We start from the raw sequence: 14,549 nt of genomic DNA on the forward strand, positions 1-14,549 counted from the left end.
AGGGCACGCAAAATCCGTATCGGCTAATGGCACTCTGCTTTCTATGATTTTGGAATTGGCGTTATAGCCAACGGTGCTGAGCGATCAGGCGATTCGCCCGGGCAGATGCGCCGGGGCTGGCAAAGGCAAAAGGCCGAAGGCGGCGCGCGCCTTGTCGCAATCGGTATTGACCTGACCGTCGACCCAGGAGGCCTCGAACTCCCGGCAAGGGGTAGAACGCTGGTCATAGATCGTGCATTTCACCGCGCTGCCCACTTCTCCCTCCAGGCTGATGCAGCGAGGGGATTTGCAGTTCGTGCCCAGCATAGCCACCCGACTGGGCGTGACCTGTTCGACGAGTTCATCGGGCACTGTTCCGCCGGATGAAGCACATTCGCCCCAAAAAAAAGACACACGAAAATGTGAACAGCAGGCACCGCAATTCAGGCACGGACTGGCTTCGGACATGGGTAATGATCTAAGGGAGGAGTGGGGAGGCCGGAGGGACCGGCAAGTTCGCTATTCTAGGCTTTGCCCACGGCTTGAGAAGGGGGGCGCAGGGTTATTTTTCAACGACTGGACGCGCGGTCGAGGCCAGCACCGGAAGCCCGTCAGCAGGGCGCCTAGCCGATGCACGGCGCCGAGTCGCGGGTCGGGAACAGGCGATGGGTGGGTATCAGCCTTACGAATAATTACAGACAGTTTTGGCCGGCCTGTCTAGATTGCAGATTCCGGGGGAAATGATGCCCCAATAACAATAAAAGAGACGGACCCATGCAGAACTCGACCCAAGCGGCGAATGCCTGGCGCATTCTGTTCCTGCTGTTCCTTGCGAACCTGTTCAATTTCTTCGACCGCACCATTCCGGCCATCATCATCGAGCCGATTCGCATGGAGTGGAGCCTCAGCGATTTCCAGCTGGGGATCATCGGCACCGCGTTCACCATCGTCTATGCCATTGCCGGCCTGCCTCTGGGGCGAATGGCCGACACCGGTTCGCGCTCCAAACTGATGGGCTGGGGCCTGGCTGCGTGGAGCGGGTTGACCGCGGTCAACGGCATGGTGGGCAGTTTCTGGAGTTTCCTGATCGTGCGCATGGGCATCGGCATCGGCGAAGCCAGTTACGCGCCGGCCGCCAACTCGCTGATCGGCGACCTGTTTCCCGCGCACCGCCGCGCGCGCGCCATGGGCATTTTCATGCTGGGCTTGCCGTTGGGCCTGTTGCTGGCGTTCTTCACCATCGGCTGGATGGTCAAGGCATTCGACAGCTGGCGTGCACCGTTTTTCATCGCCGCCGTGCCGGGGCTGATCCTCGCGGTGTTCATGTTTTACATCAAGGAGCCGAAACGCGGTGCGGCAGAAAGCGTGCAGGTGTCCCAGGAGCGAGTTGACCGGCCGATCCGTCGGGTGCTGGCGGTCCCGACCTTCCTGTGGCTGGTCATGGCCGGGCTGTGTTTCAACTTCGCGACCTACGCCTGCAACTCCTTCCTGGTGCCGATGCTGCAACGTTATTTCCTGATGCCTTTGCATGAGGCCGCCGTCGCCACTGGCGTCATCGTCGGTGTGACCGGGTTGATCGGCCTGACGCTGGGGGGATGGGTGGCGGACAAGATCCACCAGCGCGTGGCGAACGGGCGCCTGCTGTTCGCCGCGTTCAGCCTGATCGTCTCGACGGTCTGCACCGCTTGGGCGTTGCACGCGGGGCGCATCGAGATCGGCGTGTTCGTGGCGGTGTTCAGTGTCGGCTGGTTGTTCGCCTACAACTTCTACACCTGCGTTTACACGGCCATTCAGGATGTGGTCGAGCCGCGCCTGCGGGCGACCGCCATGGCGCTGTTCTTCGCCGGCTTGTACCTGCTCGGCGGGGGGCTGGGGCCGGTGGTGGTGGGCGGCCTGTCCGATCACTTCGCCAAGACGGCGATGCTCGCAGCCGGTACCGAGCAGATGACCGAAGCATTCAAGGCCGTCGGCCTGCACGATGCGATGTACCTGATTCCGGTCGCGCTGTTCCTGACCATGGTGTTTCTGTTCCTGGCGTCGCGCTGTTTTGTGCGCGATGCCAAGCGGATGAAGGAGGGGTTGGGCGCCGTGGTCGAGACTCAGGGTTCCGCGGCGACGGCATAGTCGCTATCGCGAGCAGGCTCGCACCCACAGGGGATAACGCAAACACTGTGGGAGCGAGCCTGCTCGCGATACATCATCAGCGGCACTGGAAAACTCAAGCACACAAAAAAGGCCCGCATCACTGCGGGCCTTTTCCATGGTCGGTGGAGCAGGAGGCTCAGCCCGCCACCAGCACCCGAATCGCTTCCAGTCGCAGCGCCGCCTTGTCGAGCATGGCCAGGCCTTGTTCGCGCTGGGTGCGCAGGGCGACCAGTTCGCTGTCGCGCACGGTCGGGTTGACCGCCTGCAGCGCGGTCAGGCGCGCCAGTTCTTCGTCGGTATCGGCCGCCAGGCGACGTTTCGCCTCGGCCACGCGCTCGGCGTGACGCGGGAGGATTTTCTCTTCACCGGCGTTGATCCTCGGCGTCAGCTGGTCGCGCTGGGCCTGGATGAACTTGTTGGCGCTGGCACGCGGCACGCTTTCCAGCTGATCGTTGAGGGTTTCGAATGCCACCCGGGCCGACAGGTCGTTGCCATTGGTATCGAGCAGGCAGCGCAGGGCGGCCGGCGGCAGGTAACGGCCCAGTTGCAGGGAACGCGGGGCGACCACTTCGCTGACGTACAGCAGTTCCAACAGCACCGTGCCGGGTTTCAGCGCCTTGTTCTTGATCAGCGCCACGGCGGTGTTGCCCATGGAGCCGGACAGCACCAGGTCCATGCCGCCTTGTACCATCGGGTGTTCCCAGGTGATGAATTGCATGTCTTCGCGAGACAGCGCCTGGCTGCGATCGTAGGTGATGGTCACGCCTTCGTCGTCGCCCAGCGGGAAGCTGGCGTCGAGCATTTTTTCGCTCGGCTTGAGGATCAGGGCGTTTTCCGAATGGTCTTCGCTGTCGATGCCGAAGGCGTCGAACAGGGTTTCCATGTAGATCGGCAGGGCGAACTGGTCGTCCTGTTCCAGGATCGCTTCCACCAGCGCCTCACCCTCGCCAGCGCCGCCGGAATTAAGTTCCAGCAAGCGGTCGCGACCGGTGTGCAACTCGGCTTCCAGGCGCTCGCGCTCGGTGCGGGCTTCGTCGATCAGGGCTTGCCACTCGCCGTCATCGGCATTTTCCAGCAGCGGCAGCAGGCGTGGGCCGAACTGGTGCTGCAGGGCGTTACCGGTCGGGCAGGTATTGAGGAACGCGTTCAGCGCCTCGTGGTACCACTGGAACAGGCGCTCTTGCGGGCTGGTTTCCAGGTAGGGCACGTGCAGTTGGATGGTGTGCTTCTGGCCGATCCGGTCGAGACGGCCGATGCGCTGCTCCAGCAGGTCCGGGTGCGACGGCAGGTCGAACAGCACCAGGTGGTGCGAGAACTGGAAGTTGCGGCCTTCACTGCCGATTTCCGAGCAGATCAGCACCTGCGCGCCGAACTCTTCGTCGGCGAAGTAGGCGGCGGCGCGGTCACGCTCGAGGATGTTCATGCCTTCATGGAACACCGTGGCCGGGATGCCGGAGCGCACGCGCAGGGCGTCTTCCAGGTCCATCGCGGTTTCGGCGTGGGCGCAGATCACCAGCACCTTGGTGCGCTTGAGCATCTTCAGCGTGTCGATCAGCCATTCGACGCGCGGGTCGAATTTCCACCAGCGTTCTTCTTCGTTGGCGTCCGGCTGGGCCTGGAAGCTGACTTCGGGGTACAGCTCGGCGTGATCGCCCAGGGGCAGTTCGAGGTATTCGTCCGGCGACGGCAGCGGGTAGGGATGCAGCTGGCGCTCGGGGAAACCCTGCACGGCGGCGCGGGTGTTGCGGAACAGCACGCGGCCGGTGCCATGACGGTCCACCAGTTCACGCACCAGGCGGGCGCTGGCTTCGGTGTCGCCATCGTTGACTGCCGTCAGCAAGGCTTCGCCTTCGTTGCCGAGGAAACCCTGGATGGTCTGGTGAGCGGCAGGCGACAGACGTCCCTGGTCCAGCAACTCCTGAACGGCTTCGGCCACCGGGCGATAGTTCTCGCTCTCGGCGCGGAAGGCGTGCAGGTCATGGAAGCGGTTCGGGTCGAGCAGGCGCAGACGGGCGAAGTGGCTGTCCTGGCCAAGTTGTTCCGGGGTCGCGGTCAGCAGCAGCACGCCGGGAATGACTTCGGCCAGCTGTTCGACCAGCGAATATTGCGGGCTGACCTGGTCTTCGTGCCACACCAGGTGGTGGGCTTCGTCGACCACCAGCAGGTCCCAGCCGGCCGCGAACAGCGCGTCCTGGGCCTTCTCGTCGTCCACCAGCCACTCCAGCGCCACCAGCGCCAGTTGGGTATCTTCGAACGGGTTGGTGGCATCGCTTTCGATGAAACGTTCTTCGTCGAACAGCGCGACTTGCAGGTTGAAGCGGCGACGCATCTCGACCAGCCACTGGTGCTGCAGGTTTTCCGGCACCAGGATCAGCACGCGGTTGGCGCGGCCCGAGAGCAGTTGGCGATGGATCACCAGACCGGCTTCGATGGTCTTGCCCAGGCCGACTTCGTCCGCCAGCAGCACCCGCGGTGCGATGCGGTCGGCGACTTCACGGGCGATGTGCAACTGGTGCGCGATCGGTTGCGCGCGCACGCCACCCAGGCCCCAGAGCGAGGACTGCAATTGACGGCTGGTGTGCTCCAGGGTGTGGTAGCGCAGGGAGAACCAGGCCAGTGGGTCGATCTGACCGGCAAACAGACGGTCGCTGGCCAGGCGGAACTGGATGAAGTTCGACAGTTGGGTTTCCGGCAGGGTGACCGCTTCGTTCTGCGCGTTGAGACCGTGGTAGACCAGCAGACCGTCGACATCATCGACTTCCTGTACGGTGAGCTTCCAGCCTTCGAAGTGGGTAATGGAGTCGCCTGGCGAAAATCGCACGCGGGTGAGGGGCGCATTCCGTAGCGCGTACTGGCGTGTGTCGCCAGTGGCCGGGTAGAGCACGGTCAACAAGCGGCCGTCCTGTGCCAGAACGGTGCCTAAACCCAGCTCGGCTTCGCTGTCACTGATCCAGCGTTGCCCCGGTTGATACTGCTGCGCCATGCTGCCTGACTCCCACCTTGAAAAAGCGGGCTATCTTAACGGAATGAGGGCTTGAGGGCCAAAGGAATAGGAGCAGCGGCAAGCAGTAAGCCATGAGTTGCGAGCCATTCATGGCACCATTGACTGCCAATCAGGTCACAGTTTGCGACCGATGGCTCAAGTCGTCATCGGCGCAGCCGAAAACCTGAGGACAGGAGACAATAAAACCATGCTGCCACCGATGCTTCCCTTGAGTGCCGTGCCGGTCACGTCACAGCACGATCCGATCCGCCAGCGACCGGATATCCCGCCCGTGGTACCGGTACAGGAAAGCTCCAAAGAGAGCACCATCGACCTGCAACAGCGCGACCCCGAGGAAGCGGCATTTCAACTGCGCGAGGAACAGCGCCGCAAGCAGGAGCAGCAACGCCGTCGCCGCGAAGCGGATGAAGATCCCGAGGAGCACCTGGCGATCCCCGGCGTCGAGCTCAACGCGGACAACACTGTGCCGGTCAAGCCGCTGATCGACGACGAACCGCGCCAAGGGCTGTGGGTCGACATTCAGATCTAGCCGGTTGGGCGAAATTCGTCCGATTCTCCCTGTTTCACCCTTGATCGAGGCATGGACCGCTGGTCAGCGAGTGCACCAGGCTGCATTATTGGTACACCCCTGCGAATGTTTGCGCAGTCGAATTCCACTCCACGCGATGCACTGAACGCCATGAGCCAAGACGACAAGCTGATCGACCTTAATGCCGAACGTGCCAAACGCGTGCATGACCTCAACGACAAACGTCTGAATGAAGTGCGTCAGGCCTTCGAGCAAGCCATGCCGCTGGGCAAAACCGCCAAGAAGAAACCGAAGAACAAACCGAAAAAGCGTTAATCCCCCCTTCTTTATTGATGTAGATCACTTTCCCTCCTCCTTTGCCTCCAAACCCTGACGATATTGATCCCGGTCAATTTCCCCGCCTGCCTGATTGGTTAACTTAGCTCCATCGCAACAAGGCAAGCGCAGGAGGCCAGTCATGTTTTTCGACAACGTGGTGTTCGCCGGGGTGCTGACTGTCAGCCTCATGGTTCTGTTTTTTGCAGGGTTTGGTTTCTTTATCTGGAAAGACGCACATAAGCGGAAAAAACCGTAAGTCTTTCTTGAGACAATGAGCACGCAAGGCATTTTGGGCAACTTCGGTTGCCCTTTTTTTTGCCTGTTGAAAAGCGGATCAATCTCCTGCAAGTGGTGGGGATGCAAATAAAAAAGGCGCGAACCTCACGGAACGCGCCTTTTTCGTTGCAGCGATGAATCAGCTGCCCAGTGCCTTCGATGCCAGCCAGAACAGGCCGGCCGAGAGGGCCACGGTGGCGGGCAGGGTCAGGACCCAGGCCAGCAGGATGGTTTTCACGGTGCCGCTCTGCAGGCCGGCCTTGTTCGCGACCATGGTGCCGGCCACGCCAGAAGACAGGACGTGGGTGGTGGACACCGGCAGGCTGAAGATGTTGGCCATGCCGATCAGGCTCGCGGTGGTGATCTGTGCCGACATGCCCTGGGAATAGGTCATGCCTTGTTTGCCGATTTTCTCGCCAATGGTCAGTACCACGCGCTTCCAGCCGACCATGGTGCCCAGGCCCAGGGCCAGGGCCACCGCGAGAATCACCCAGAACGGTGCGTATTCGGTGGTGGCGGTCAGGTCCTTGCGCAGTTTGTCCAGGTCAGCCTTTTCACGAGGGGCCAGGTTTGGCAGCTTGCTGACTTTCTTCGCCGTGTCGTCCAGGCAAAGCAGGTAGCGGCGTACTTCGATACGGCTTTCCGACGGCAGCGAATGGTAGTCGGCAACGCCCTTGAGCGTGTCGAGCAGGGCGCTGATGGTCGGTTCGGTCTGTTGCGGGTTGCAACGGAATTTCTCCGGCAGGTCGCCTTCCACGCTCTTGCCAAGGGCCAGGAACTCACCCAGGGTGTCGGCGTTGCGCTTGTAGAACTGGCTCAGGTGCAGGGTGGCATCGCGGGTGCGTTCGATCTGGTAGGTGCTGCTGTTCAGGTCGAGCACGAACTGCGCCGGGACGATACCGATCAGTACCAGCATGATCAGGCCGATGCCTTTCTGGCCATCGTTGGAACCGTGCACGAAGCTGACGGCCATGGCCGAAATCACCAGCACCAGGCGGTTCCAGAACGGCGGATGCTTCTTGTCGTCGAGCTTGCGGCGCTGTTCCGGTGTCTTGTGCATTTTCGACAGCGGACGCCACCATTTCAGTCCGATCAGGATCAGTGCCGCGACCAGGAAGCCGGCCATCGGCGAGAACACCAGGGAGGCGCCGATATCGATCGCTTTCTGCCAATTCACGCCATCGGCCAGCGGGATGTCATTGATCAGAGCGTTGGCCAGGCCAACCCCGAGGATCGAGCCGATCAGCGTATGCGAGCTGGAGGCCGGGATCCCGAAGTACCAAGTGCCCAGGTTCCAGGCGATGGCCGCAGCCAGCAACGAGAAGACCATGGCCAGGCCGTGCCCGGTGTTCACATTGATCAGCAGCTCTACCGGCAGCAGGTGAACGATGGCGTACGCCACGCCGACACCGCCCAGCAGCACGCCGAGGAAGTTGAACACGCCGGAAAAGAACACGGCCAGGTGCGGCGGCATGGCTTTGGTGTAGATAACGGTGGCAACCGCGTTAGCGGTGTCATGAAAGCCGTTGATGAACTCGAACGCGAGGACAAAGGTGAGGGCGAGCAAGAGGCTCACAAGCACCCAAGCATCCAGTCCGCTGAATAAATCGATCATGAAGGTTTTCTGACCCGGTCATAAGGGGGCGCGATTATGCCAGAAAAGACAGGTAATCGATGCACTAGCTGCTCATCGGTCACATTCTTCATTGAATTATCCTGCAGCAATACCCTTGCTTCCGGGTGTTTTCAGGGGGGTGCAAGTGCTTGAATTTCTTCGCAAAGCAGCCAGACACAAGGGTTTCGCGCGCAATCGCGATGGTCGTAAAGACTTGTATGAAATATCTGAGAAGCGAGCCGGACATGAGCCATTTTCTCATCAGATAGATGAGGTGGCCGCTGCCCGCTCGTAGCGGGCGCGAATGGCAACATCGGTGCATCCCGCTTTTAGCGGTAGCAGATGCAGGCCCTGAAAGGGGTCAGGCCGACGAGCTCACGGCTCCTCGGCTTTGAGCTCCTTTTCCATCTTCTGCAGTTCCTGGGTAAAAGCCTGGTCCTGAACGGTGGCGCGTTTACGCCAGGGTTTGCGTTCCGGTTCGGGCTGGGCGGCGTAAGTGGTGATTTCTCCGCCGTAAACTTCCTTGTAACGTTGTTCCTGGCGCTCTAATTCGGCGCGCAGTTCGTCTTTCGTCACAGTGCTACCTGTATGGGTTGAGATTGATTCTGGTAAATCGCGCTGCATCCAATGTATCGACCGCGCTCGACAAAACAACAGTGCCTGAGCAGACATTGTTCATGACAAGGCAATCAATACTTCCATGTTGCAGGGCGGCCACGGCACCAGAGCAAAACAGCTGACGTAGCATCAGTTTCCTGTTTAGCGAGCGCACTGCCTGCGCATTTTGCGATGAGCCTCAGGCGCTGCTGCGGGCAACAACGATTGAACATCGTGTTACCGGTGGCGGACCCGGCCAATCAAAAGAACCAGTCACCACTGATTCGCATTATAGCGGTCGATTTGAGGAACACTATCGGCAAAGAGTTAAAAATGGATCTTGATGTGTGATTGGGTTAATGACTTGCAACTTTTTCAGGCTCAGTTGATGGCGATGTCTTTCTGGCGCCATTAAGTCGAATAAGTTCCGGTGTCAGGCCGGGGCGATTTATTTCAAGGACCTGCCCAAGTAACAGCATCTAAGAGGCGATGTAACCCGGCAGCGCGGTGCTCGTCTCCAGCCAGTGCGGATTGCGATTATCGATTGTTGGTTCGATAATCGCCCAATCATGGCGGTGTGTGGCTTGTGTGACCAACACCGAGCCGCTTGTAATAGCCGTCGCCGATTCGTGTGGGAAAAGGACCTGATATGAACGATCAACTGCGCAACTCCTTCGCCTCGGTGGCGCCGCCGATCGTTGCATCGCCCGCCAAGCGGATCCAGGCCCTGACCGGTGATCCGGACTTCATGACGTCATTGGCCCGTGGCCTGGCGGTCGTGCAGGCCTTTCAGGAGCGCAAGCGGCACCTGACCATCGCCCAGATCAGCCACCGTACCGAAATTCCCCGCGCCGCCGTGCGACGTTGCCTGCACACGCTGATCAAGCTCGGCTACGCCACCACCGATGGGCGGACCTACTCGCTGTTGCCCAAAGTGCTGACCCTCGGCCATGCCTACCTGTCCTCGACCCCGCTGGCAGTGTCGGCGCAGCCTTATCTGGACCGCATGAGTGAGCAGCTCCACGAGGCGTGCAACATGGCCACCCTCGAAGGTGATGACATCTTGTACATCGCCCGATCGGCGACCACCCAGCGCCTGATTTCCGTCGACCTCTCGGTGGGCGGGCGCCTGCCGGCCTATTGCACTTCCATGGGCAGGATCCTGCTCGCCGCGCTGGACGATACCTCGCTGCGCGAGTACCTCGACCATGCCGACCTGCAAGCCAAGACCAGCCGCACCCTGCACACTCCCGAAGCGCTGCTCGAATGTCTGCAGCAAGTGCGGCAGCAAGGCTGGTGCATCGTCGACCAGGAACTGGAACAGGGCCTGCGTTCGATCGCCGTACCGGTGTATGACGCCTCCGGGCAAGTGGTGGCGGCGCTCAATGTCAGCACCCATGCCGGGCGTGTCAGCCGCAGCGAGCTGGAACAGCGTTTCCTGCCGGGTCTGCTCGCGGCCAGCCGCAACCTCAGCGCCCAGCTGTTTGCGTAAGCTGTTCGATCACCGCACAGAGTTGCGTTTATCGAATTGACGGTCTTCCCCAAGGATCTCTAATGTCGCGGCAGCGCCAGCCTGCGCTGGCTCCTGTCCGACTGCGTTCTTGCGTGGAATAAAAATAATGAACCAGCCTCAGTCCGTTGTGGTGAACTGCCTCGATGTGCAGTCCTTCATCAATGCCCAACCCATCTCGCGCTATCAATGGCGGGTGGTGATCCTGTGTTTCCTGATTGTCTTTCTCGATGGCCTCGACACGGCGGCCATGGGTTTCATCGCGCCGGCCCTGTCCCAGGACTGGGGCATCGACCGTGCGAGCCTCGGCCCGGTAATGAGCGCGGCATTGATCGGCATGGTCTTCGGTGCGCTGGGTTCCGGCCCGCTCGCTGACCGCTTCGGGCGAAAAGTCGTGCTGGTGGGCGCGGTGCTGGTGTTCGGTGCGTTCAGCCTGGCCTCGGCCTACAGCAGCAACGTCGATCAGTTGCTGGTGCTGCGCTTCCTCACCGGCCTGGGCCTCGGCGCCGGGATGCCCAATGCCACGACGCTGCTGGCCGAATACACCCCGGAGCGCAAGAAATCCTTGCTGGTGACCAGCATGTTCTGCGGCTTCAACCTCGGCATGGCCGGCGGCGGGTTCATGTCCGCCAAGCTGATTCCGGCGTTCGGTTGGCACAGCCTGTTGCTGTTGGGTGGAATCCTGCCGTTGATCCTTGCCGTCGTTCTGATGTTCTGGTTGCCGGAATCGGCGCGTTATCTGGTGGTGCGCAACCGTGGCAGCGACAAAGTGCGCAAGGCGCTGGCACCGATCGAACCCAACACAGTCGCCCAGGCCGCCAGTTTCAGCGTGCCGGAACAGCAGACGGTGAAGGCGCGCAATGTGTTTGCGGTGATCTTTTCCGGGACCTACAGCGCCGGCACCTTGTTGTTGTGGCTCACCTACTTCATGGGCCTGGTGATCGTCTACCTGCTGACCAGTTGGCTGCCGACGCTGATGCGTGACAGCGGCGCGAGCATGGAGCAGGCGGCGTTCATTGGTGCGCTGTTCCAGTTCGGCGGCGTCTTGAGCGCGGTGGGCGTGGGTTGGGCGATGGACCGGTTCAATCCGCACAAGGTCATCGGCACTTTCTACCTGCTGGCCGGGGTGTTTGCCTACGCCGTAGGGCAAAGCCTGGGCAGCATCACGCTGTTGGCAACGCTGGTGCTGGTGGCAGGGATGTGTGTCAACGGCGCGCAATCGGCAATGCCGTCCCTGGCGGCGCGGTTTTACCCGACCCAGGGCAGGGCGACCGGCGTTTCATGGATGCTCGGGATCGGCCGCTTCGGCGCGATCCTGGGTGCCTGGATGGGCGCGACCTTGCTCGGGTTGGGCTGGAACTTCGAACAGGTGCTGACGGCATTGGTGATTCCGGCGGCGCTGGCGACGGCGGCGGTGTTGATCAAGGGCATGGTCAGCCATGCGGATGCGACTTGAAGCTGCCCGGGGGCAGTAATACCGAGTCGCGGCCTTCGCGAGCAAGCCCGCTCCCACAGGGGAATGCATTCCAAGTGTGGGAGCGGGCTTGCTCGCGAAAGCAGGCGGCGCGGTGCTCAATCAGGATGATTAGCAAGACAACATTCTGTTCGATAAACGAACACTTAGTCGATTATCGGATTGTTCGGGGTATTTCACAGGCTTAACCTTCAGTCATCCGGCGTGCGCATCGCGCCTTGTTCATCCACTGTCGGTTCAAACCAATCGGGAGCCTGCCCCATGGCTGAAATCCTTTCGCTGCACGAAGCGGTGAAGCAGTTCGTCAACGACGGCGATACCGTCGCGCTCGAAGGCTTCACTCACCTGATCCCTACGGCGGCAGGTCACGAAATCATTCGCCAGGGCAAGAAAGACCTGACGCTGGTACGGATGACGCCTGACCTGATCTACGATCAATTGATCGGTGCCGGTTGTGCGCGCAAGCTGATTTTTTCCTGGGGCGGCAACCCGGGTGTCGGCTCCCTGCATCGTCTGCGCGATGCCGTCGAGAAGCAGTGGCCGCACGCGCTGGAAATCGAGGAACACAGCCACGCCGATCTGGCCAATGCCTACGTCGCCGGTGCTTCCGGCTTGCCTTTCGCGGTGCTGCGTGCCTACGCCGGTTCCGACTTGCCGAAGGTCAACCCGCTGATCAAGTCGGTGACCTGCCCCTTTACCGGTGAAGTGCTGGCGGCGGTGCCTTCGGTGCGCCCGGACGTCACCGTGATCCACGCCCAGAAAGCCGACCGCAAGGGCAACGTGCTGCTGTGGGGCATTCTCGGCGTGCAGAAAGAAGCCGCGCTGGCGGCCAAGCGCTGCATCGTCACGGTCGAGGAAATCGTCGACGACCTCCAGGCACCGATGAATGCCTGTGTATTGCCGACCTGGGCCCTGAGCGCGGTCTGCCACGTTCCCGGCGGTGCGCATCCGTCCTACGCCCACGGGTACAACGAGCGCGACAACCGTTTCTACCAGGCCTGGGACCCCATTGCCCGCGACCGTGAAACCTTCACCGCGTGGATCAACGAGTACATCCATGGCTGCGCTGACTTCAGCGAGTTCCAGGCCAAGCTGGCCGCTGCTTCGGAGGCGAAGTAATGACTTACACCACCAATGAAATGATGACCGTCGCCGCTGCCCGGCGCCTGAAGAACGGTTCGGTGTGCTTCGTCGGCATCGGCCTGCCCTCGAAAGCCGCCAACCTGGCGCGCCTGACGTCCTCACCGGACGTGGTGCTGATCTACGAGTCGGGCCCGATTGGCGCCAAGCCCAGCGTATTGCCTCTGTCGATCGGTGACGGCGAACTGGCGGAAACGGCCGACACCGTGGTCCCGACCGGTGAGATCTTTCGCTACTGGTTGCAGGGCGGGCGCATCGACGTCGGTTTTCTCGGCGCCGCCCAGGTCGACCGTTTCGGCAATATCAACACCACAGTGGTGGGCGATTACCATCAGCCGAAAGTCCGCCTGCCGGGCGCTGGCGGTGCGCCGGAGATTGCCGGGTCGGCCAAGAGCGTGCTGATCATCCTCAAGCAGTCGGCGCGTTCGTTCGTCGACAAGCTCGACTTCATCACCTCGGTGGGTCACGGCGAGGGCGGTGATTCGCGCAAACGCCTGGGGCTGCCGGGCGCGGGGCCGGTGGGCATCATCACCGACCTGTGCATCATGGAGCCGGAAGCGGGCACCCACGAATTCGTGGTCACTGCGCTGCACCCGGGCGTCACTCGTGAGCAAGTCAGTGCCGCCACCGGCTGGCCGATCCGTTTCGCCGAGACGGTGCAGATCACCGACGAACCCACTGTGGTCGAATTGCAGGCGCTGCGTGATCTTGAAGCCCGCACGGCCGCCGCCCACGGCCAAGCTCCCGGAGAAGCGTGATGCGCGACGTATATATCTGCGATGCGATTCGCACCCCCATCGGCCGTTTCGGCGGTGGCCTGTCAGCCGTTCGCGCCGACGATCTGGCCGCCGTGCCGATCAAGGCGTTGATGGCGCGCAACCCGTCGGTGGACTGGACGGCCGTGGACGAGGTGTTCCTCGGCTGCGCCAACCAGGCGGGCGAAGACAACCGCAACGTGGCGCGCATGGCGCTGCTGCTGGCGGGCCTGCCGGAGACGGTTCCCGGTGTGACCCTCAATCGCCTCTGCGCTTCGGGCATGGATGCCATCGGCACCGCGTTTCGCGCCATCGCCAGTGGCGAAATGGAGCTGGCGATTGCCGGAGGCGTCGAGTCGATGTCCCGCGCACCGTTCGTGATGGGCAAGGCGGACGCGGCGTTTTCGCGCAACATGAAACTCGAAGACACCACCATCGGTTGGCGTTTCATCAACCCCTTGATGAAAGCCCAATACGGTGTGGATGCGATGCCGCAGACCGCAGACAACGTCGCGGACGATTATCAGGTAACGCGCGCCGATCAGGACGCGTTCGCCCTGCGCAGTCAGCAACGCACGGCGGCCGCCCAGGCCGCTGGCTATTTCGCCGAAGAAATCGTGGAAGTGCGCATTGCCCACAAGAAGGGCGAAACCGTGGTCAGCCAGGACGAGCACCCTCGCGCCGACACCACCCTGGAGGCCCTGACCAAACTGAAACCGGTCAATGGCGCTGATAAAACCGTCACCGCCGGCAACGCATCCGGGGTGAACGATGGCGCAGCGGCGCTGATCCTGGCCTCGGCGGACGCGGTGAAACAACACGGCCTGACTGCTCGCGCAAAAGTGTTGGGCATGGCCAGCGCCGGAGTGGCACCAAGGGTCATGGGCATCGGCCCAGTACCGGCGGTGCGCAAGCTCACCGAGCGCCTGGGTGTGGCGGTCAGCGATTTCGACGTCATCGAACTCAACGAAGCCTTCGCCAGCCAGGGCCTGGCCGTGCTGCGCGAACTGGGGATCGCCGATGACGCACCGCAGGTCAACCCGAACGGCGGCGCCATCGCCCTGGGGCATCCGTTGGGCATGAGTGGTGCGCGTCTGGTGCTGACGGCGCTGCATCAACTGGAAAAGACCGGTGGCAAGAAAGGCCTGGCGACCATGTGCGTCGGTGTGGGCCAAGGCCTGGCCCTGGCCATCGAGCGCGTTTGACG

13 protein-coding genes are annotated in these 14,549 nt (G+C 61.8%); 9 read left to right on the forward strand and 4 right to left on the reverse strand.

What is annotated here, in order from left to right; all coding sequences use genetic code 11:
- Positions 1 to 84: 84 nt before the first annotated feature.
- Positions 85 to 447: a YkgJ family cysteine cluster protein gene (locus QIW53_RS21525; protein WP_371051618.1), complete on the reverse strand. Its 363-nt coding sequence runs from the start codon at positions 445 to 447 to the stop codon at positions 85 to 87.
- Positions 448 to 753: 306 nt separating this feature from the next.
- On the opposite strand from QIW53_RS21525, the gene QIW53_RS21530 reads away from it, so the two are divergent.
- Positions 754 to 2,103, forward strand: a complete 1,350-nt coding sequence (locus QIW53_RS21530; protein ID WP_371051619.1) for a spinster family MFS transporter — start codon at positions 754 to 756, stop codon at positions 2,101 to 2,103.
- A gap of 157 nt (positions 2,104 to 2,260) precedes the next feature.
- On the opposite strand, the gene rapA is transcribed toward QIW53_RS21530, so the two are convergent.
- Positions 2,261 to 5,107, reverse strand: coding sequence for an RNA polymerase-associated protein RapA (rapA, locus tag QIW53_RS21535; RefSeq protein WP_371051620.1), 2,847 nt, complete (start codon positions 5,105 to 5,107; stop codon positions 2,261 to 2,263).
- Between the two features lie 208 nt (positions 5,108 to 5,315).
- Between rapA and QIW53_RS21540 the strand changes: the two genes are divergently transcribed.
- The 3 genes from QIW53_RS21540 to ccoM all read left to right on the forward strand — a co-directional run bounded on the left by QIW53_RS21540 (position 5,316) and on the right by ccoM (position 6,231).
- Positions 5,316 to 5,657: an aspartate-semialdehyde dehydrogenase gene (locus QIW53_RS21540; protein WP_371051621.1), complete on the forward strand. Its 342-nt coding sequence runs from the start codon at positions 5,316 to 5,318 to the stop codon at positions 5,655 to 5,657.
- A gap of 150 nt (positions 5,658 to 5,807) precedes the next feature.
- On the forward strand, positions 5,808 to 5,972 hold the full coding sequence (locus tag QIW53_RS21545; RefSeq protein WP_371051622.1) for a hypothetical protein: 165 nt from the start codon (positions 5,808 to 5,810) through the stop codon (positions 5,970 to 5,972).
- Positions 5,973 to 6,114: 142 nt separating this feature from the next.
- Positions 6,115 to 6,231, forward strand: coding sequence for a cytochrome c oxidase subunit CcoM (gene ccoM, locus QIW53_RS21550; protein ID WP_275959760.1), 117 nt, complete (start codon positions 6,115 to 6,117; stop codon positions 6,229 to 6,231).
- A gap of 159 nt (positions 6,232 to 6,390) precedes the next feature.
- Here the strand turns inward: ccoM and QIW53_RS21555 are convergent, their stop codons facing one another.
- Complete coding sequence (locus tag QIW53_RS21555; protein ID WP_371051623.1) at positions 6,391 to 7,866, reverse strand: inorganic phosphate transporter; 1,476 nt, start codon at positions 7,864 to 7,866, stop codon at positions 6,391 to 6,393.
- A 375-nt stretch (positions 7,867 to 8,241) separates the two neighbouring features.
- Positions 8,242 to 8,442 carry a hypothetical protein gene (locus tag QIW53_RS21560; RefSeq protein WP_018926880.1) on the reverse strand — a complete coding sequence of 67 codons (201 nt, stop codon included), beginning with the start codon at positions 8,440 to 8,442 and terminating at the stop codon, positions 8,242 to 8,244.
- 670 nt (positions 8,443 to 9,112) lie between these two features.
- Here QIW53_RS21560 and pcaR point away from each other — a divergent pair.
- The 5 genes from pcaR (at position 9,113) to pcaF (ending at position 14,547) form a co-directional block, all read left to right on the forward strand.
- The gene (pcaR, locus tag QIW53_RS21565) at positions 9,113 to 9,955 is read left to right on the forward strand and encodes a pca regulon transcriptional regulator PcaR (RefSeq protein WP_371051624.1); all 843 of its coding nucleotides are present in this window, start codon (positions 9,113 to 9,115) and stop codon (positions 9,953 to 9,955) included.
- A 127-nt stretch (positions 9,956 to 10,082) separates the two neighbouring features.
- Complete coding sequence (locus QIW53_RS21570) at positions 10,083 to 11,429, forward strand: MFS transporter (RefSeq protein WP_371051625.1); 1,347 nt, start codon at positions 10,083 to 10,085, stop codon at positions 11,427 to 11,429.
- Between the two features lie 279 nt (positions 11,430 to 11,708).
- Positions 11,709 to 12,566 (forward strand): CoA transferase subunit A, encoded by an 858-nt coding sequence (locus QIW53_RS21575; protein ID WP_371051626.1) that lies wholly within the window; start codon positions 11,709 to 11,711, stop codon positions 12,564 to 12,566.
- Entirely contained in the window at positions 12,566 to 13,345 is a 780-nt protein-coding gene (locus tag QIW53_RS21580; RefSeq protein ID WP_371051627.1) for a CoA-transferase subunit beta, read from the forward strand. Before QIW53_RS21575 ends, QIW53_RS21580 begins: the two co-directional genes overlap by 1 nt.
- Positions 13,342 to 14,547 carry a 3-oxoadipyl-CoA thiolase gene (gene pcaF, locus QIW53_RS21585; RefSeq protein ID WP_371051628.1) on the forward strand — a complete coding sequence of 402 codons (1,206 nt, stop codon included), beginning with the start codon at positions 13,342 to 13,344 and terminating at the stop codon, positions 14,545 to 14,547. Before QIW53_RS21580 ends, pcaF begins: the two co-directional genes overlap by 4 nt.
- Positions 14,548 to 14,549 lie beyond the last annotated feature (2 nt).

Source organism: Pseudomonas fluorescens (assembly GCF_041354075.1).
Classification (GTDB): Bacteria; Pseudomonadota; Gammaproteobacteria; order Pseudomonadales; family Pseudomonadaceae; genus Aquipseudomonas; species Aquipseudomonas fluorescens_CE.

Coding starts and splice junctions, on each gene's coding strand:
- QIW53_RS21525 (WP_371051618.1), bottom strand. CDS start 447: ATGTCCGAAGCCAGTCCGTGCCTGAATTGCGGTGCCTGCTGTTCACAT.
- QIW53_RS21530 (WP_371051619.1), top strand. CDS start 754: ATGCAGAACTCGACCCAAGCGGCGAATGCCTGGCGCATTCTGTTCCTG.
- rapA (WP_371051620.1), bottom strand. CDS start 5,107: ATGGCGCAGCAGTATCAACCGGGGCAACGCTGGATCAGTGACAGCGAA.
- QIW53_RS21540 (WP_371051621.1), top strand. CDS start 5,316: ATGCTGCCACCGATGCTTCCCTTGAGTGCCGTGCCGGTCACGTCACAG.
- QIW53_RS21545 (WP_371051622.1), top strand. CDS start 5,808: ATGAGCCAAGACGACAAGCTGATCGACCTTAATGCCGAACGTGCCAAA.
- ccoM (WP_275959760.1), top strand. CDS start 6,115: ATGTTTTTCGACAACGTGGTGTTCGCCGGGGTGCTGACTGTCAGCCTC.
- QIW53_RS21555 (WP_371051623.1), bottom strand. CDS start 7,866: ATGATCGATTTATTCAGCGGACTGGATGCTTGGGTGCTTGTGAGCCTC.
- pcaR (WP_371051624.1), top strand. CDS start 9,113: ATGAACGATCAACTGCGCAACTCCTTCGCCTCGGTGGCGCCGCCGATC.
- QIW53_RS21570 (WP_371051625.1), top strand. CDS start 10,083: ATGAACCAGCCTCAGTCCGTTGTGGTGAACTGCCTCGATGTGCAGTCC.
- QIW53_RS21575 (WP_371051626.1), top strand. CDS start 11,709: ATGGCTGAAATCCTTTCGCTGCACGAAGCGGTGAAGCAGTTCGTCAAC.
- QIW53_RS21580 (WP_371051627.1), top strand. CDS start 12,566: ATGACTTACACCACCAATGAAATGATGACCGTCGCCGCTGCCCGGCGC.